Below are 18,573 nucleotides of genomic sequence, written 5' to 3'. Positions count from 1 at the left end.
TAAAAGGAACGGTATCGATCGGCCGCGCGGGCGGGACGTTACTGCCAGGACCCGATGTCGGCGTCGTTGTTCTCGCCGCCTTCCTTCGCATCGGCGCCGTAGCTGAACACGTCGATTTCGCCGTGCACGCCCGGGTTCAGGTACTTGTACGGGTTGCCCCACGGGTCGTTCGGCAGGCGTTCGAGATAGCCGCCGTCCTTCCAGTTGTTCGGCACCGGATCGGTGGTGGGCTTGGCGGTCAGCGCCTGCAGGCCCTGCTCCTGGGTCGGGTAGCGGCCGTTGTCGAGGCGATACAGCTTCAGCGCCTGCATGACGGTGCCGATGTCCTGCTTGGCGGCGACCCGGCGCGCTTCGTCCGGGCGGCTCATGATCTTCGGCACGATCAGCGCCGCGAGAATGCCGAGAATCGCGATCACGACCATGATCTCGATCAGCGTGAAACCGCGTTGGCCGTTCGGGCGATGCGCGGCTTGCGGGCGGCGATTGATCCACGTTTGCATGGGTGAAACCTCTCTTTCAAAAACAGTCAGTCAATATTGAATGGCGCCGGCAGGCACACCGCCCGCGCAGCGAAGCCGCATTGTAAGACGGCCCCTGCTTCGGGCTTTCACCCAACGCAAATTTCACATAATCGTCCGTACAATAGCCCGCATGAACGCGCTCTCGATCCGGATCCTCTCCCTCGCCCTCTTCGCGGCTTTGTGCGCGACGGCCACTTACTGGGCCATCACGCTCTCGGCGCATCAGGCCCCACTACCCGCCGCCGCCGCGCGCGCACCCTTGCGCACGGAGGACGCTGCCGCGCTGTTCGGCGGGCAGCTCACGCACAACCCGGTACAGGACATCCACCTGTTCGGCATCCTCTCGCTGCGTCAGGGTGCCGCCGCGATCATTGGCGCGGGCGGCGACCCGGCCCGCGCGATCACGCTGGGCAGCAACATCATGCAGGGCACCAAGCTCGCCGAAGTCCGCGCGCGCTCGATCGTGATCGACCGCAACGGTGCGCACACCGAAATCTTCCTGCCGGCCAACGCGCCCGGCGCCACCATCTACGTTCGCTGAGCCGCCGTTGCCCTGATGCCACCCCGGCGTTGCCGTCGGGGCAGCCCGCATCAGGGCCTGCCGTTCATTCCGCAAGCGGGCCGCATCGTGCGGCCCGTTTTGCTTGCTCCACGCGTTCCGCCTGCCTGCCGCCGCCTCACTGCACCATGTTGTTCAGGTCGATGATCGGCAACATCACAGCCAGCACGATCACCAGCACGATGCCGCCCATCGCCAGGATCAGCAGCGGTTCGAGCAGGCTCGTCATGAACATGGTGCGGCGCTCGAGTTCGCGCGCCTCACCTTCGGCCGCGCGGTCGAGCATGGTCGTGACGTCGCCGGTGGCCTCGCCCGAACGGATCAGGTGCACCAGCACCGGCGGGAACGTCTTGACGTGATTGAGCGCGCGCGACAGCGAGGTGCCTTCCCGCACGCGGATGATGGCGTCCTCGATGTTGCGGCTCATCGCGCGGTTGCTCAGCGTTTCGCCCGCGGCCTGCAGCGCGCGCAGGATCGGCACGCCGGCCGCGGTCAGGATCGCCAGCGTGCTCGCGAAGCGCACCGTGTTGTAGCCGCGCACCAGCTTGCCGGCCAGCGGCGCGCCGAGCAGCCAGCGGTCGAACGCGAGACGCGGGCCTTCGCGCGACAGCGTGGCCTTCGCGGCCCAGATCACCAGCGCCACGCCGATCAGGATCGCCCACCACCAGTTCCGCACGAACGCGGACAGCGCCATCATCACCACCGTCAGCACCGGCAACTGCTGCTTGGTGCTCGCGAACACGTTGACCACCTGCGGCACCACGTAACTGAGCAGGAACGTGACGATGCCGAGCGCGATCAGCGTGACGATGCCCGGGTAGGTGAAGGCCAGCACGATCTTCTGCTTGAGCGCGTTGCGCTGCTCGATGTAGTCGGCCAGGCGCGACAGCACGAGGCCGAGCTTGCCGGTGTGTTCGCCGGCCGCGACCAGCGCGCGGTAGATCTCGGGGAAATCGCGCGGGTGCTCCGCCAGCGCGCTGGCCAGCGAATGGCCGCCCAGCACCTCGGCGCGGATCGCCGCCATCAGTTCGCGGATGTAATCGCGCTCGGCCTGCTCGGTCAGCACGGCCAGCGCCTCGCCGAGCGGCAGCCCGGCGGTCAGCAGGCTGGCGAGCTGACGCGTGAGGATCGCCTGCTCGCGCTGCGACATCTTGCGGCCGATCGACAGGCGCTGCTTGCGCTGCCCGGCCGTGCGCCTGGCGGCCGGCTCGACCACCAGCGGCGTGAGGCCCTGGGTGCGCAACTGGCCGCGCGCGGCGCGCGCGCTGTCGGCCTCGATCACGCCTTTCTGAGGGCGGCCGCCTGCGTCGATTGCTTCGAAACGGAATGCCGGCATCGCGCTATGCGCCTCCTGTCACGCGCAGCACTTCCTCGAGCGACGTGTTGCCCTGCTCGATCCAGCGCTCCGCGTCGTCGCGCAGCGTGCGCATGCCACGGGCGCGGCCCGAGGCGAGGATCTCCGAATCGGGTGCGTTGCGGTGGACCAGCGAGCGGATGTCGTCGTCGAGCGTCAGCAGCTCGTACACGCCGCGCCGGCCCGAATAGCCCGAATGGCCGCATTTCTCGCAGCCGACCGGGTGATAGCGGATGCGGCCGTCTTCCTCGCGCGGCGCCTTGCAATGCGGGCACAGCTGACGCACCAGCCGCTGCGCGAGCACGCCGAGCAGCGACGACGCCAGCAGATACGGCTCGACGCCCATGTCGGTCAGACGCGTGACGGCGGACGCCGCGTCGTTGGTGTGCAGCGTGGCCAGCACCAGGTGGCCCGTCAGCGAGGCCTGCACGGCGATCTGCGCGGTTTCGAGGTCGCGGATTTCGCCGATCATGATGACGTCCGGGTCCTGACGCAGGATCGAACGCAGCGCACGTGCGAAATTCATGCCGATCCGCTCGTTCACCTGCGTCTGGCCGATGCCGGACAGGTCGTATTCGATCGGATCTTCCACCGTCATGATGTTGGTGGTGGCGGTTTCGAGCCGCGACATCGCCGCGTAGAGCGTGGTGGTCTTGCCCGAGCCGGTCGGGCCGGTGACCAGCACGATGCCGTGCGGCCGCGCGATCAGCTTGTCGAACTGCCTGAGCGTATCGCCGCCCATGCCGAGCGCTTCGAGATTGAGGCGCTTCGAATCCTTTTCGAGCAAGCGCAGCACCGCGCGCTCGCCATGGCCGGTCGGCAGCGTCGACACCCGCACGTCCACCGGGCGGCCGCCCACCCGCAGCGTGATCCGGCCGTCCTGCGGCAGGCGTTTCTCGGCGATGTCGAGCTGCGCCATGATCTTGATCCGCGAGATCAGCGCGCCGTGCAGCGCCTTCTTCGGGCGCACCACGTCGCGCAGCGTGCCGTCCACGCGGAAGCGCACCACCGAGGCGTTCTCGAACGGCTCGATGTGGATGTCCGACGCCTGTTCGCGCGCGGCCTGCGTCAGCAGCGCGTTGATCATGCGGATGATCGGCGCATCGTCTTCCGATTCGAGCAGGTCCTCCACCTCGGGGATGTCCTGCATCAGGCGCGACAGATCGACCTCGCCTTCCACCTCGCCCACCACCTGCGCCGCGCTGCCGTCCTGGCGCGCGTAGGCGGTGTTGATCGCCTGGGCAAGCTCGTCGGCGGGCAGGCGGCGCGCCGTCAGCGCACCGAAATTGCGGGCAACCTCGGCCAGCGCCGCATCGGTCGTGCGATCGCTGATCCACACTTCGATCGCCTCGCCGTCCTGCTGCGCGACGAGGATCTGGCCGGCCTTCGCGAAGCCGTAGGGCAGCAGGCGCGCGGCGATCGCCGACGGGCCGGCGTCGCTCTGGGCGTCCCGGACGGCGTCGTTCACGGCTGCGCTCCCGGCTGGGTGGTCACGCCCTGGGTGGGCACCGGCTGGACCACCGGCGCGGCCACGCCCGAGGTGGGCGCGGTGGCGGCCGGCGCGCTGGCCGGATTCGCCGGATAGCCCGGACGGCGCGTCATGCGCGACAGGTCGAACAGGTTCGCGGCCGGCGAACCGCCGTCGCTCGGGCCGATCGGCATCGGCGGCGTGACCGGATCGTCGCGATCCTTGATCAGGTTGTTGTCCGACTTGTACGCGCCCTGCACGCCTTGGATGTAGTCGTAGCGGTTCGCGGTAATCGCCTGCGTGGTGGATTGATCGCTCAGGATCACCGGGCGCAGGAACACCATCAGGTTGGTCTTCGAGCGCTGCTTGCCTTCCGAACGGAACAACTGGCCGATCCAGGGGATGTCGCCGAGCAGCGGCACCTTGTTGTTGCCGGCCTGGTAGTTATCCTGCATCAAGCCGCCGAGCACGATGATCTCGCCGTTGTCGCACAGCACGGTGGACTGGATCGAACGCTTCGTGAAGGTCGGCACGCCGATCGTGCTGGCGCTGCTCGAGGTGCTCGGCAGCACCGCAGAATCCTCGGTGTAGATCTGCAGCTTCAGGATCCCGCCTTCGGTGATCTGCGGCTTCACGTGCAGCGTCAGGCCCACGTCCTGGCGGTCGAAGGTGTTGAACGCGTTGTTGCTGTTGCCGCTCGTCAGGTTCGAGTACGAGCCGGTGGCGATCGGCACGTTCTGGCCGACCACGATCTTGGCTTCCTCGTTGTCGAGCGTGACCAGATTCGGCGTGGACAGCACGTTCGCGTCGCTCGACCCGGAGAACGCCTGCAGCAGCGCGCCGAGGCCGGTGATGCCGAACATGTTCTTGAGCCAGCCGATATTGAGGCCCGGCGTGAGCGAGGCCGCCGCTGCAGCGCCACCGCTGATGCCGCTCGCCGAGCCCGTCGCGGCCGCGGACGTCAGGCCGGTGATGGTGTTGCCGAGGCCCGACACGTTGGTGCCGAGCGAGCTGCCCGCGTACAGCGCGTTGTTCGCGACCTGCCACTGGATGCCCAGGTTGGCCGAGGTCGTGGAATTCAGTTCGACGATCAGCGCCTCGATATAGACCTGCGCGCGACGCTCGTCCAATTGGTCGATCACGGCGCGCAGGTTCCGGTAGACCGGGTCCGACGCGGTGATGATCAGCGAATTGGTGGCGGCGTCGGCCTGGATCATGCCGCCCTGCTGGTTGTCGTCGCTTTTGTCCTTGTCGCTGCTGAGGAAGCCGTCGTTCTTGCCGCTGCCGCTGCCGCCACCGCCGAAGCTGCTGCCCGAGCCGGAACCGGAGCCCAGCGAGGACGAACCCGACGGCAGCGGAGCGGTGCCGGACGTGCCCGTCGAGAAGTTGCTGCCGCCACCCGAGCCGCCGCCCGAATTGAACGAATTGGCGTCATTCGTCGAGCTGGAGCTGCTGCTGTCACCCTTGCCCAGCATGCCGCGCAAGGTTTTTGCAAGTTTCACGGCGTCGGCATTGCGCAGCCGCACCACGTGCATGTTGCCCGGCACGCCGCTCGGCGCGTCGAGCTGCGACACGAGCCGCTTGGCCGCGGCCAGCCGCGAGCCGTTCGAGGCGCGCAGCAGGATGGCGTTGGTACGCGGATCGGCCGTGACGCTGACCTTCAGCGTGGCATCGGTATTGCCGATCGAGCCCGGGTCGAGCAGCTTGCCGAGCTGGCTGGCCACGTCGATCGCGTTGGCGTTGCGCAGCGGCATCACCACGACCTGGTTGCCGGCCGCGCCGTCCACGCCCGCGATGATCTGGGCAATACGGCGCACGTTGTCGGCGTAATCGGTGACGACCAGCGTGTTGTTGGCCGGATACGCCGTCACGGTATTGTTCGGCGAGATCAGCGGGCGCAGCACCGGCAGCAGGTTGTTGGCCGATTCGTTATGCAGTTCGAACACCTGCGTGACGATCTGGTCGCCGGTGGCGCGCGGCGTATTGCCGATATAGGTGGGCACGCCCTGCAGCTTGGCGTCGGCTTCCGGCACGACCTTCAGGACGCCGTGGTCCTGCAGCAGCGAGAAACCCTGCATGCGCAACGCCGATTGCAGCGTCTTGAGCGCCTGATCCTCGGGCACCGATCGTTCGGAGATGAGGTTCAACTGCCCCTTCACACGCGGGTCGACGATGATCGTCTTGCCGGTGGCCGCGCCGATGGCCTTGGCCACCTGATCGATATCGGCATTGACGAAATTGAGCGTGACCTGGGCGTGCGCGACCGCGATCTGGGACGCGACGATTCCGGCGACGACGAGCGCTTTTGCAGCGCGCCGCATAGCAAAACGAGTGGTTGTCATGAGGTGGGTAGTCGATGCCGGGTAAGGCCGTATCAGACGGTAGAGCGTGATTGCGGAAAACAAAAAACGGACATTATCAGCTTTTCGTGTCCGAAATATCACATTGGTCCGAGAGACCTCTCGCTTTTTTCAGCCAGATCATCCCGGCTGCTGCGAGTCGTATTTCTTTCGGCAAGTTTTCGCAAGAATTCCAAATAAAAGGCCCTGGAAAAAACCGTGTTCGCTGCCCGCAACACCCGCTGCGGACGGTGGCGGGATGCGCCAGGGCACCGGTATGATACGGGCGGCGCAGCGCCTGCGCCCGCTTTCCGCGTTGGGGGTTTTCCCGCCCCGATTTCCCGTTTTTTCAGCTATTTGAAGGCTTCCTAATGCAAATTAGGTGTTTTCTCTTCGTGTCGTGGCTTGCCGCAGCCGGCTTCAGCGCCCCCGCGCATGCCGACTGTTATGACGAGGCCGCCAAGTATCAGAAGGTCAATCCGCTGATCCTTCGCGCCATCGCGTGGCAGGAATCCCACAACACACCCGACGCGATCAACCGGAATGCGAACGGTTCGACCGATTACGGGATCATGCAGATCAACTCGATCCATCTGTCGCGGCTATCCCAATACGGGATCACCAAGGACACGCTGATGCAGCCGTGCAAGAACGTCTACATCGCGGCGTGGCACCTGCGCCAGAAGATGAACAAGTTCGGCAACACCTGGGCCGCGGTAGGTGCTTACCACTCCGAAACGCCGTCGTTGCGCGATAAATACGCTCGGCAGATCGCGGCGATCCTGGCCAAATGGCGTCTGCTGCCGACGGCGAACGAGCCGCACTGAGGGCGAGCGGTGCGGTACGGCCACAGTGCGAACGCACCGCCGAGCCGCCGTCTGCCGGTAGCCACCCACCGATTTCGCCTGCCGTATTCCTCGTTTCATCCGCTTCGTTCAGCCCGTTTCTTTCTGCCGCTTCCTCTCCCGCTTCTTCTGCCGATGCTCCCCAGCCAGCCCGGCGTCCCCGCCCGCCCGCGCGTTTGATGCACAATGCGGCTTTCATGCCGCCACGCCTGCGCGCGCTCGGCTGCTTTCGTCTTTTTCCGGGGTATCCATCGCCATGAACTCGCCGTTGCCCGTTACCGTGCTGTCCGGCTTTCTCGGCGCCGGCAAGACCACGCTGCTGAACCACGTGCTCGCCAACCGCGACGGCCTGCGCGTTGCCGTGATCGTCAACGACCTGGCCGACGTCAATATCGACGGCGCGCTCGTCGACGACAAGGCGGCGTTGTCGCACGTGGAGGAACGGCTGGTCGAGATGTCGAACGGCTGCATCTGCTGCACGCTGCGCGACGACCTGCTGGTGGAAATCCGCCGGCTGGCCGCCGAGGGCCGTTTCGACGCGATCCTGGTCGAATCGACCGGCGTGGCCGAACCGATGCCGATCGCCGAAACCTTCACGTTCGTCGACGACGACGGCGATTCGCTCGAACATGTCGCGCGGCTCGACACGATGGTGACGGTGGTCGACGCGTTCAATTTCCTGCGCGATTACGGTTCCGACCAAGGCCTCGCCGATCGCGGCCTGGCCACTGCCGGCGACGACGATCGCCAACTGGTCGAACTGCTGATCGAGCAGATCGAATTCTGCGATGTGCTGGTGATCAACAAGGCCGACCTGGTGGAAGCGGATCAACTCGCGCAGTTGCAACGGATTCTCGCCAGCCTCAATCCGCGTGCGCATCAGGTGGTGAGCCGCTTCGGCGTCGTGCCGGTGTCCGAGGTGATCGGCACCGGGCGCTTCGATTTCGAGGCCGCCGCGAACGCGCCGGGCTGGCTCACCTCGCTCGAACATCGCCACAACGGCGATTGCAGCGACGCCTGCGACGGCGCCCATGCGCATGGCACGCCCGACGAATTCGGCATCGGTCATTTTGTGTATCGCGCGCGCCGGCCGTTTCATCCGCAGCGTTTCTGGACGCTGCTGCACGACGAGTGGAAGGGGGTACTGCGCAGCAAGGGCTTCTTCTGGCTGGCGACGCGCCATGATGTCGGCGGCTCGCTGTCGCAGGCCGGCGGCGTGTGCCGTCATGGGCCGGCGGGGCTCTGGTGGGCCGCGCAGGATCGCAGCGAATGGCCGGACGACGATCCGTCGCTGCTCGACGAAATCGCCGCCGATTGGCATGGCGATCCGGACGACACGACAATCGGCGACCGCCGCCAGGAACTGGTGCTGATCGGCGTGGGCCTCGATACGAACGCGTGGCGTGCGAAATTCGACGCCTGCCTGCTCGACGAAATCGAATTCGCGGCCGGCCCCGATGCCTGGCACGCGCTGCCCGATCCGTTCCCTGCGTGGGACATCGAGGAGCACGATCATGACGACGATCATGGTCATGATCACGACGGTGAAATCGTCCATCGCCACTGAACGCGATGCGTCGCCGCACCCCGGGCCGTGATGCCGGGGACGAAAAAAACCCGCCTGGAAGGCGGGTTTTTCCGTTAACAAACGCAGAACTTAGCGCTTGTTCACTGCATCCTTGAATGCCTTGCCAGCCGTGAACTTGACGGTCTTGGCAGCCGGAATCTTGATGGTTTCGCCCGTCTTCGGGTTGCGGCCGGTACGTGCTGCACGCTTACCCGAGCCGAAGCTGCCGAAGCCGATCAACTGAACCGCGTCGCCTTTCGACACGGCCTTCTTGATCACTTCGAGGAGCGTGTCCAGCGTTTCGCCGGTTTGTGCCTTGCTGGCGCCCGTCTGTGCGGCGACGGCGTCGATCAGTTCCTGTTTGTTCATTAAGGTTCCTTTCTCAGGTTAGGTTGACACGAACAGCGCAGACGCGCCGATTATAAGTGCGCCCACCGTAGCATCGCAGTTCGCGGCGACGGCAGGGCGCAGTCGGACTGCGCCGCGCCTCGTAACAGCGAAGGCGCCTGAGGCGCTTCCGCTTTACGGCGCTTGCTATGATAGCGCAGCGCAAACCCAATAACGACAAGGGTTTCAAAGATTTTCATCCGGATTTTGCCGGATTCCAGCGCCGTTGCCCGCATTTTTGCAGCGCACCGCCCGGCCTTGTCAAGCGTGCGAACCCAGCCTTGCGCAATGACGTTGGTTTTTGCCAACGCCAGGCGGGGCGGGGCTTCCACGGCGATGCCGGCCCATTTCGATTGTTTCGCATGACCGACCGACTGATCCCTGCCACGCTTCAGCGCCTTGAAAACGGCACGCTCGTTTCATCGTTTCACGGCGAGTTGCAGCCTGCCGCGGCCGATGCGCACCCTGCGCCAGCGCAAGCCGGCAGCGGCTTGCTGCACGGCAACGGGCTGCCCGAACGCTGGCGCGGCCGGCGCAGCTTCACGATCGTCGAAACCGGCTTCGGCGCCGGATTGCAGTTCCTCTCCACCTGGTCCGCCTGGCGTGCCGATCCGGCGCGCGGCGAACGTCTGCACTACGTAGCAATCGAGTCGCACCCGTTTTCACGCGAGGATCTGCATCGGGCTGCCAAATATCTGGTTGCGAGCGCAACCAATAGGGAAGCGGGTGTCGAATGCTTGATCGATACGCTCGTCGATACGTGGCCAATGCTCACCCCGGGCCTGCATCGGCTCGAACTCGATGCCGGGCGTGTGATCTTGACGCTCGCGTTCGGCGACACCGAGGCGATGCTGTCGTCGCTCGTGTTGCGCGCCGATGCGTTCCATGTCAATACCTTCGCAGTCCGGAACAATCGGAATGCAGGCGCGGCCATGACGTGTCGCGCGCTCTCCAAACTGGCCGATGAGAACGCAACGTTCACCGTCGATACGATCGACGATGAAATGCGAAAGGCCCTGCAAAATGCGGGCTTTTCGTGTCGAGAGGAAGCCTGCGCGGGCACCTTCGCGCCACGCTGGAAGGTACGTCGTCACGAGCCACCGCGCGCGCATGACGCGAGCACCCGCGACGCAATCGTGATCGGCGCGGGGCTGGCCGGCAGCGCGCTCGCCGAACGTCTTGCCGCACGCGGCTGGCACGTCACGCTGATCGAGCGCCACGACGCTGTCGCATGCGAAGCCTCGGGCAATCCGGCCGGCGTGTTTCATCCGCTCGTCGCGATCGACGACAACTTCGGCGCAAGGCTGTCGCGCGCCGGTTATCTGTATGCGCTGTCGCGCTGGCGCGCGTTCGAGGCGGCCGATCACGACTTCTCGCGCAGTGCGAACGGCTTGCTGCAACTGGCCTGCGACGATGACGAATTCGCTCGCATGCAGGCCGCGGCCGACGCGCTCGACATGCCGGAAACACTGGCCGTCTTGCTCACGCGTGAGCAAGCAGCCGATCGCCTGCGCACCGATGTTGCTCATGGCGGATGGTTCTTTCCGCACGGCGGCTCGCTCGATCCGGCGGCACTTGCGCGTGCCGCATGCGCGATGGCCGGCGAGCGGCTGACGCGCCTGCACGGTGTGGACGTCGCGCAGCTCGTGCCCCGCGACGGCGGCGGATGGCGCGCTGTCGATGCGGCGGGCGCAACGCTGGCCGAGGCATCCGTGGCCATCGTCGCCAACGCGGCCGATGCGCCCCGCGTCGCGCGCTTGCATCATGCCCCGGTGCAGATCGTGCGCGGCCAGTTGAGCCTGCTGCCGGCCGGCGTCGCCCCTGACGTTGCGCTGCCAGTGATTGGCGACGGCTATCTGATCCCGTTCGCCGACGGCACCGCGCTGACCGGCGCGACCTACGATCCCGACGACGCGGACCCAGCCTTGCGCGCCGGCGATCATCGAGACAATCTCGCCCGGCTCGCGGCACTGCTGCCATGCAGCCACGTCGATATCGATGTCATTGCAGATCCGGCCGCGCTGGCGGGCCGCGTCGCGTTCCGCTGCGTGGCGAGCGATCGTCTGCCGATGACCGGCGAGCTTGGCGACGAGCCCGAAGCGGCAGCCCAAGCCGCCTCGCTGTCCGGCGCGCAGGCACGCGATGTGCCACGCGCGGCAGGCCTCTATGGGGCGTTCGGCTTCGGCTCGCGCGGTTTCATCTGGGCCGCGCTCTGCGCAGAATTGATCGCCTCGCAGCTCGACGGCGAACCCTGGCCGATCGAACGCGAACTGGCCGAAGCCATCGACCCCGCACGCTTCCTGCTCCGCGCCCTGCGCCAGGGCCGCGCCGGCTGAGATCCCCACCTTCCGGCCGCGCCAATGGTGCGGCACGCCGGCTTTCCATCTTCACCCATTCCCGTTTGCCACAGCCCGATCCGGCACAGCCGCCCCGAAAACTGCACCTGTGCGCGGCAGCTTATCCACCGGCATCTGTGGATAAGCGCGTGATTTCCCCGTGAGTTCCCTGTGTAACCACAGTGGACGTAAACGGGGTAACTTGGGTTCGCCCCACAGCACAGCAAAAGTTGTTCTGTGAATCGCTGTGCGAGCGCACAGGCTGTGCGGGGTTTTTGAGTTTGGCAAGCCCATGAATCTGTGAGGTTTACCGGGGTTATCCACAGAAAATCGATGCCCTTGTTAACTACTACTACGTATACATACAAGTAAACCTGTGGTTATAAACCCATGGCATCTACCGAGCGGCCAGGCTTCGGATAAATCCGATCCGGTGCGAAATAGATGTGGCACAATCGGACACCACTGCGCCGCACCGGAATGCCACCGGCGCGGCACATCAGGAACAGTTCTAGCGAATCGGAATCTGAGGATGAGATCGCGCTGTTTCCATCACGCCAGGCCGGCAGTCAGATCGGCCATCTCCCGAGCAGCGTCCTCATGCGTCGCGATTCGGGAAATCCCGTGTCATGACGCCCTGATCCAGACCAACAACAACGGGGCAACCAGCCAAGCCAGCGCGCCATTTCGTTCGATACGCTCGACCCAGCGTCGCAGCCGGTTGCCTTCGCATAGGAGAATTCACCTCGATGAAGTCGGCATTCTCGTTTCTACCGAATTGGCCGTTTGTTCCCGATGCCGTGTTCTGGGCCGGGATCGCGCTGTTCGCGGCAGGCCTCTGTGGCGAACTCTGTTACCGTGCGTGGCGCCTGCCGCGCGTCACCGGCTACGCCGTCATCGGGCTGATCGCCGGGTCGGCCGGGTTTGGCGCGATCGACGCCAGCACCAGCAATACCGCGCGCCTGCTGATCAACGTCGCGCTCGGGCTGCTGCTGTTCGAACTCGGCAGCCGGCTCGACCTGCGCTGGATTCGCCGCAACCCCTGGCTGATCGCCACCAGCGTGGCCGAAGCCACGCTGACCTTCGCGCTGGTGCTGACCGTGCTGTTGGTGCTCAACGTGCCGGCCATGGTGTCGATCGTGCTGGCCGCCATCGCGGTGGCCACCTCGCCGGCGATGGCGATCCAGCTCAAGACCGAACTGCGCGCGGAAGGGCAGGTGTCGCAACGCCTGCTCACGCTCACGGCGCTCAACAGCGTGTATTCGGTGGTCCTGACGAAATTGCTGACGAGCTGGTTGCACCAGGAGGAATTCGGCAACGTGTTCGCGACGATCCTGCAACCGTTGTATCTGATCGCCGGTTCGATGATCCTCGCGTACCTGCTCGCACGCGCCTGCAATTACCTGTTCCGTCACATCGCGCCGGTCATGCGTGACGAGCATTCGTTCGTCGCGCTGTTCGGCCTGGTGGTATTGGCAATCGCGGTCGCGCAGGCGCTCAAGTTGTCGACCGTCTTGACCTTGCTGCTGGCCGGCATCGTCGTGAAGAATCTCGAGGTGCGTCCGCAACTCTGGCCCGAGCATTTCGGCACGGCCGGCTGGCTGCTGACCGTCATTCTGTTCGTGCTGACGCTGACTTCGTTCACCTGGCACGACCTCGCCACGGGCGGCTTGATCGCGTTGGTGCTGATCGCCACGCGCCTGGTCGCGAAGCTGATCGGCGTGGTGGCGTTCGCCAAGAAGAGCGGCATCAACGTGAAGCAGGGCGTGGCGCTCGGCTTGTCGCTGGCGCCGATGTCGGCGCTGGCCTACTTGCTGGTGGACGACACCTATCAGTCTTATCCGAACTTCGATCCGCACCTGCGCGCGGTCGTCATGTGTTCGATCGTGCTGCTGCAGCTCGTCGGTCCGGCCTTCGTCTATCGCAGCCTGTCGGCGGTGGGCGAACGGCGCGACGACAACTGATCGGCGCCGTCGCGGCCACGATCGCGGCGGCACCCAACCCGTTATCCGGAATTTGCCATGGCACTCGAAACCTTCAACAATTCCGAGCCGTTCACGTTCGGCGTCGAGCTGGAAATCCAGATCGTCAACACGCACAACTACGACCTGACCAAAGCGGCGTCGGACCTGATGCGGCTGATCGAAAACGAGCCGCATCCCGGCAACATCACGCCGGAAATCACCGAAAGCATGATCGAGCTGTCGACCGGCATCTGCCATTCGCACGAGCAGGCGCTCGGCGAATTGCGCACGATTCGCGACGTGCTCGTGAAGGCGGCCGACCAGCTCAACGTGGGTCTCGCCGGCGGCGGCACGCACGCGTTCCAGCAATGGAGCGACCGGCAGATCTACGACGCGCCGCGCTTCCAGTATCTGTCCGAGTTGTACGGCTATCTGGCCAAGCAGTTCACGGTGTTCGGCCAGCACGTGCACATCGGTTGCCCCGATGCCGACAGCGCGTTGTTCCTGCTGCATTCGATGTCGCGCTATATCCCGCATTTCATCGCGCTGTCGGCGTCGTCGCCGTACGTGCAGAACGTGGATACCGGATTTCATTCAGCACGCCTGAATTCGGTGTTCGCGTTTCCGATGTCGGGCCGCGCGCCGTACACGCTGACCTGGGATGGCTTCGAGGAGTACTTCTCGAAGATGGTCAACACCGGCGTGGTCAACAGCATGAAGGACTTCTACTGGGATATCCGCCCGAAGCCGGGCTTCGGCACGATCGAGGTTCGCGTGATGGATACGCCGCTGTCGGTCGATCGCGCCGCGGCGATCGCCTGCTACATCCAGACGCTGGCGCGCTACCTGTTGCTCGACAAGCCGCTGAAGCTGTCCGAAGACGATTACCTGGTCTACACGTTCAACCGGTTCGAGGCCTGCCGCTTCGGTCTGGACGGCACCTGCGTGAACCCGCAAACGGGCGAGCGCCGCACCATCGCCGAAGACATCCTCGATACGCTCGACCGTCTCGCACCGCATGCGGCCGCGCTCGGCTCGCGTGCCGCGCTCGACGAAATCGGCGCGCAGGCGAAGGCGCGTGTAAATGACGCATCGTGGTTGCGCACCGTGTTCAAGCAGGAAAAGTCGCTTAACGAGACAGTTCGTCAGCAATGTTTGCGCTGGCGCGAGTGAAAAAGACTATTTCCGCCGCTGGTATCTGCGGCAGAAAGTCCGACCGGCTTTCGGGCCGGTCGAACAAATGTAGTAGTCTGAAGTAATTCTCATCGGGCGCTTGTGGATAACCGGCGCTTTCCCAGCAAACTCAAGGCTCTGCGCGTCTCGCGCACGATCGCGTCTTCCCCCGCCGGCACACCGTTGTTTGTCGATTGAAAGCAGTCGCCCGACGTGCACATGAGAGTCGTTCTTAATGGCACAGCGAAACGCTTCGGTTATCCGGGTTTTATCCACAGACTTATTTGGATAACTTAGCTGTGCGATTTTCTGCTCTCGCATAGAATGTCGGCTTTGCGAACGACAGTGCCGGATAGCATCGCGTTCGCAGGCCGGTTCATGGCGTATCAGTCATGGTGAACGGGCATCGGTGCGCCGTTCCGGACACTGCATCTCGATTCTCGATGGCAGGCTGGACACGGATCTCCCCACAAAGGCCGTCGGTTCGAACCGAGGCCGGCAACAGCGAAAAGACTATGAGCGAAGGTGTTTACGGGAACGAGGCAGCGGGTCGTGTGACCCACAGCCTGTTGCGATTGAGTACGGCCATGCGAAGCGAAGCATGGAATTGGGCGGAAGGCGCCGGTCTGACGCCGACGCAAGGTGAAATCCTGGTGCTGTTGCTGCAGCGCAAGGGCCCGATGCGTCTCGGCGAGATCGCCCGGGAAACCCAGTTGACCGCGGCTACCACCAGCGATGCGGTCAGCACGCTCGAAACCAAGGGTCTCGTGGAAAAGCGCCGTGCGCTCGACGATGGCCGCGCACTCGCCGTTCGCCTCAGCGCTCGCGGCCGCACCGCGGCCAAGAAGGCGCTGCAATGGCCGGATTTTCTGTCGAAGGCCGTGGGCGTGCTCGGCGGCGACGAGCAAGGCGCGCTGTACCGCGCGCTGCTGAAGGTCATGCGCGAGCTGCAGGTGGCCGGCCAGGCGCCGCAACACCGCATGTGCGTGACCTGCAAGCATTTTCAGCCGGGTAAAACCGGCCGCAAGGCATCGTACCGTTGCTCGCTGCTCGACCTGACGATGGCCGACAGCGATCTGCGCCTCGACTGCACCGTGCATGAAGAAGCGGACGCACTGACGCAGAAGAAAACCTGGAAGATATTCGCGCAGCTGTAAAAAGGCGCCGCGCGTGGCGCGCCAGACGGAGCCCGGTTTGATGAATGCAGAAGTCGTGGCGATCCGCCACGTCCACTTCGAGGATCTCGGCAGCTTCGAGCGCGTGCTCGGCGAACGCGGCCGGCGTGTCCGTTATGTCGATGTCGGCACGTCGCGCGTCGAGGTGCTCGACGCCTGCGAGCCGTCGTTGCTCGTGGTGCTCGGCGGGCCGATCAGCGCCTACGACGACGATCTCTATCCGACCACCGCGCCGCTCGTCGAACTGATCCGCCGGCGCATCGAGGCCGGGTTGCCGACGCTCGGCATCTGTCTCGGCGCGCAACTGATCGCGCGAGCGCTCGGTGCGCGGGTCTATCCGGGCAAGGTGAAGGAAATCGGCTGGGCGCCGCTCACGTTGACGGCGGCCGGCGAAGCGTCGCCGCTGCGGCATCTGTCCGGCGAACACACCTCGATGCTGCACTGGCACGGCGATACGTTCGATCTGCCGCCCGGCGCGATCCATCTGGCCGCCACGCCCGACTGCGCGCATCAGGCGTTCTCGTGGGGGCAGCATGTCCTCGCGCTGCAATGCCACCCGGAAATATCGACCGAAACCTTCGAGGCCTGGCTGATCGGCCATGCCAGCGAAATCGGCTCGGCGTCCGGCGTCGATGCCAGGCAGTTGCGTGCGGCCACGGCGCTGCATGGCCCCGTGCTCATGCCGGCCGCCGCGCGCATGTTCTCGGAATGGCTCGGCGCGGTCGGGCTTTGAACGACGATCCTCGGCATCCCTCACGAAACGGCACGCCAGCGCGTGCCGTTTTGCTTCAAGGGGCCGCTGGCGGCTTCGTCAGCCATTCGACAGGGGCAGGCCTCGGTCGCCTCCCCGGAGCGGCGTCAGCAGCCTTGTGCGCTGCGTGCTAACCTCGATCGCTTCCGCCCCCTTGTAGCGAGCCAGCCTGCGATGAGCGTCCTGTTTTCTCCCTTTACCCTGCGCGGCATCACATTGCCGAATCGCATCGTCGTCTCGCCGATGTGCCAGTACTCGGCCGAACGCGGTGAGCCCACCGCCTGGCACACGATTCACCTTGGCAGCCTCGCGCTGTCGGGCGCATCGATGCTGTGCACCGAAGTGGTGGCCGTCGAACCGGATGGCCGCATCACGCCGGGCGATCTCGGCTTGTGGGACGACGCCACCGAGGCCGCCTACGTGCCGCTGCTGGCCGCCATTCGGCAGCATTCGCCGATCCGCGTCACGATGCAGATCGGCCACGCGGGCCGCAAGGCATCGAGCCAGGCGCCGTGGGAAGGCGGCCAGTTGATCGAGGTGGCGGACGGCGGCTGGTTGCCGCATGCGCCCTCGGCGGTGCCGCACAAGGAAGGCGAAACGCCGCCGCTCGCGCTCGACACGGCCGCGCTGAATCGCGTGCGCCGCGCGTTCGAGGCTACCGCCAGGCGTGCCGCGCGGCTCGGCGTCGACGCGCTCGAAGTGCACGCCGCGCACGGCTATCTGTTGCATCAGTTCCTGTCGCCGCTGGCCAACCGGCGCGACGACGAATACGGTGGCTCGCTCGAAAACCGCATGCGTTTCCCGCTGGAGATCTTCGATATCGTGCGCGCCGCGTTTCCGGCCGACCGGCCGGTGGGCGTGCGCGTATCGGCCACCGATTGGGTGGACGGCGGCTGGACGCTCGACGAAACCATCGAATTCGCGAAGGCGCTGAAGGCGCGCGGTTGCGACTGGATCGACGTGTCGTCGGGTGGCGTGTCGCCGCTGCAGAAGATCCCGCTGTCGCAGGGCTATCAGGTGCCGTTCGCGCGCGCCGTGCGTCATGCGGCCGACCTGCCGGCATTCGCGGTCGGCCTGATCACCGAAGCGGCGCAGGCCGAAAAGATCGTGGCCGACGGCGATGCCGACTTCGTCGCGCTGGCCCGCGCGATGCTCTACGACCCGCGCTGGCCGTGGCATGCGGCCGCGGAACTCGGCGCGACCGTGACGGCTCCGCCGCAGTATTGGCGCTCGCAGCCGCGCGAGCAGAAGGCGTTGTTCGGCGACGTGGCGTTCGGCCAGCGCTGAAGCCTGCCGCACCTCCCCATCATCCCGCGCAACGCGGGCCGGATCGACACGACAAGCTGCCTGTTGTCGTGTCGATTCGCGCCGATCCATGCCGTTCGCGCATGATCGGTTGAACGAAGCAAGCGCGAACGTGTAGCATGCGGTTGGCCCGTCGCGGGCGCGTCGCTTCGACGGCTCCGCGCGCGCGACGCAGATCGCGCGCCGCATGCGGACGGCGGCCGGCTTGCCGCCGCCTTCGCGTTATCCATCGTCTTCACAAGGATTCATCGATGAGTTCACGCAGGATCGTCGTGCGCCGTTCCGGCGTTCACGGCAAGGGCGTATTCGCGGCCGCGCCGATCAAGACGGGCGAGCGCGTGGTCGAATACAAAGGCGAGCGGATCTCCTGGAAGGAGGCGCTGCGCCGTCATCCGCACGATCCGAGCGATCCGAATCACACGTTCTACTTTGCGCTGGAAGGCGGCGACGTGATCGACGGCAAGGTCGACGGCAACAGCGCACGCTGGATCAACCACTCTTGCGCGCCGAACTGCGAAGCCGAGGAAACCGCCGGCCGTGTGCATATCCGCGCGCTGCGCGACCTCGAAGCCGGCGAGGAGCTGTTCTACGACTACGGCCTCGTGATCGACGAGAAGCTGACCAAGGAACTGAAGCGCGAGTACGCGTGCCATTGCGGCGCGAGCACCTGCCGCGGCACGCTGCTGGCCGTCAACGACGACTCGGACAAGAAGAAAAAGAAGAAGTCGAAGAAGGCCAAGGCCGAGAAGGAAGCGAAGGCCGAGAAGACCGAAAAAGCCGAAAAGGCCGAGCGCAAGGAGAAGGGCGCGAAGAAGAAGTAAGCGCCCGG

16 protein-coding genes are annotated in these 18,573 nt (G+C 65.3%); 10 read left to right on the top strand and 6 right to left on the bottom strand.

What is annotated here, in order from left to right; genetic code table 11:
* Positions 1–38: 38 nt before the first annotated feature.
* The gene (gene gspG / locus AB4851_RS16180; protein ID WP_414450642.1) at positions 39–500 is read right to left on the bottom strand and encodes a type II secretion system major pseudopilin GspG; all 462 of its coding nucleotides are present in this window, start codon (positions 498–500) and stop codon (positions 39–41) included.
* Between the two features lie 151 nt (positions 501–651).
* Between gspG and AB4851_RS16175 the strand changes: the two genes are divergently transcribed.
* Positions 652–1,062, top strand: coding sequence for a hypothetical protein (locus tag AB4851_RS16175; protein WP_414443497.1), 411 nt, complete (start codon positions 652–654; stop codon positions 1,060–1,062).
* A gap of 136 nt (positions 1,063–1,198) precedes the next feature.
* Here AB4851_RS16175 and gspF read toward each other — a convergent pair whose 3' ends face one another.
* Genes gspF through gspD form a run of 3 tightly spaced genes read right to left on the bottom strand, consistent with a single transcriptional unit; the run spans position 1,199 to position 6,244 of the window.
* Complete coding sequence (gene gspF, locus AB4851_RS16170; RefSeq protein WP_414450641.1) at positions 1,199–2,416, bottom strand: type II secretion system inner membrane protein GspF; 1,218 nt, start codon at positions 2,414–2,416, stop codon at positions 1,199–1,201.
* A gap of 4 nt (positions 2,417–2,420) precedes the next feature.
* Positions 2,421–3,902 carry a type II secretion system ATPase GspE gene (gene gspE / locus AB4851_RS16165; protein WP_414443499.1) on the bottom strand — a complete coding sequence of 494 codons (1,482 nt, stop codon included), beginning with the start codon at positions 3,900–3,902 and terminating at the stop codon, positions 2,421–2,423.
* A complete protein-coding gene (gene gspD / locus AB4851_RS16160) occupies positions 3,899–6,244 on the bottom strand; it encodes a type II secretion system secretin GspD (protein ID WP_414450640.1) in 2,346 nt (781 codons plus the stop codon). Before gspD ends, gspE begins: the two co-directional genes overlap by 4 nt.
* 368 nt (positions 6,245–6,612) lie before the next feature.
* Between gspD and AB4851_RS16155 the strand changes: the two genes are divergently transcribed.
* Positions 6,613–7,068: a lytic transglycosylase domain-containing protein gene (locus AB4851_RS16155; RefSeq protein WP_414443501.1), complete on the top strand. Its 456-nt coding sequence runs from the start codon at positions 6,613–6,615 to the stop codon at positions 7,066–7,068.
* A gap of 274 nt (positions 7,069–7,342) precedes the next feature.
* Positions 7,343–8,653, top strand: a complete 1,311-nt coding sequence (locus AB4851_RS16150; protein WP_414450639.1) for a GTP-binding protein — start codon at positions 7,343–7,345, stop codon at positions 8,651–8,653.
* A 90-nt stretch (positions 8,654–8,743) separates the two neighbouring features.
* Here AB4851_RS16150 and AB4851_RS16145 read toward each other — a convergent pair whose 3' ends face one another.
* Both AB4851_RS16145 and AB4851_RS16140 read right to left on the bottom strand, forming a co-directional pair.
* Positions 8,744–9,022, bottom strand: a complete 279-nt coding sequence (locus tag AB4851_RS16145; protein WP_006401505.1) for an HU family DNA-binding protein — start codon at positions 9,020–9,022, stop codon at positions 8,744–8,746.
* A gap of 50 nt (positions 9,023–9,072) precedes the next feature.
* Entirely contained in the window at positions 9,073–9,372 is a 300-nt protein-coding gene (locus AB4851_RS16140) for a hypothetical protein (protein WP_414450638.1), read from the bottom strand.
* Positions 9,373–9,402: 30 nt separating this feature from the next.
* Here AB4851_RS16140 and mnmC point away from each other — a divergent pair, with 30 nt between their 5' ends.
* From mnmC to AB4851_RS16105, 7 genes are all read left to right on the top strand, one after another.
* Positions 9,403–11,376, top strand: a complete 1,974-nt coding sequence (gene mnmC / locus AB4851_RS16135) for a bifunctional tRNA (5-methylaminomethyl-2-thiouridine)(34)-methyltransferase MnmD/FAD-dependent 5-carboxymethylaminomethyl-2-thiouridine(34) oxidoreductase MnmC (protein WP_414450637.1) — start codon at positions 9,403–9,405, stop codon at positions 11,374–11,376.
* A gap of 749 nt (positions 11,377–12,125) precedes the next feature.
* A complete protein-coding gene (locus AB4851_RS16130) occupies positions 12,126–13,340 on the top strand; it encodes a cation:proton antiporter (protein ID WP_414450636.1) in 1,215 nt (404 codons plus the stop codon).
* A gap of 57 nt (positions 13,341–13,397) precedes the next feature.
* Positions 13,398–14,513, top strand: a complete 1,116-nt coding sequence (locus tag AB4851_RS16125) for a YbdK family carboxylate-amine ligase (protein WP_414443505.1) — start codon at positions 13,398–13,400, stop codon at positions 14,511–14,513.
* Between the two features lie 515 nt (positions 14,514–15,028).
* A complete protein-coding gene (locus tag AB4851_RS16120; protein ID WP_414450635.1) occupies positions 15,029–15,670 on the top strand; it encodes a MarR family winged helix-turn-helix transcriptional regulator in 642 nt (213 codons plus the stop codon).
* Between the two features lie 40 nt (positions 15,671–15,710).
* Positions 15,711–16,421: a glutamine amidotransferase gene (locus AB4851_RS16115; protein WP_414450634.1), complete on the top strand. Its 711-nt coding sequence runs from the start codon at positions 15,711–15,713 to the stop codon at positions 16,419–16,421.
* Positions 16,422–16,613: 192 nt separating this feature from the next.
* Positions 16,614–17,726 carry an NADH:flavin oxidoreductase/NADH oxidase gene (locus AB4851_RS16110; RefSeq protein WP_414450633.1) on the top strand — a complete coding sequence of 371 codons (1,113 nt, stop codon included), beginning with the start codon at positions 16,614–16,616 and terminating at the stop codon, positions 17,724–17,726.
* Positions 17,727–17,995: 269 nt separating this feature from the next.
* On the top strand, positions 17,996–18,565 hold the full coding sequence (locus AB4851_RS16105; RefSeq protein ID WP_414450632.1) for an SET domain-containing protein: 570 nt from the start codon (positions 17,996–17,998) through the stop codon (positions 18,563–18,565).
* Positions 18,566–18,573: the final 8 nt, after the last annotated feature.

Source organism: Burkholderia sp. 22PA0099 (genome assembly GCF_047497165.1).
GTDB lineage: Bacteria > Pseudomonadota > Gammaproteobacteria > Burkholderiales > Burkholderiaceae > Burkholderia.
The sequence above is the reverse complement of the archived record's forward strand: the minus strand, read 5'-3'. Positions and strand labels throughout refer to the sequence as shown.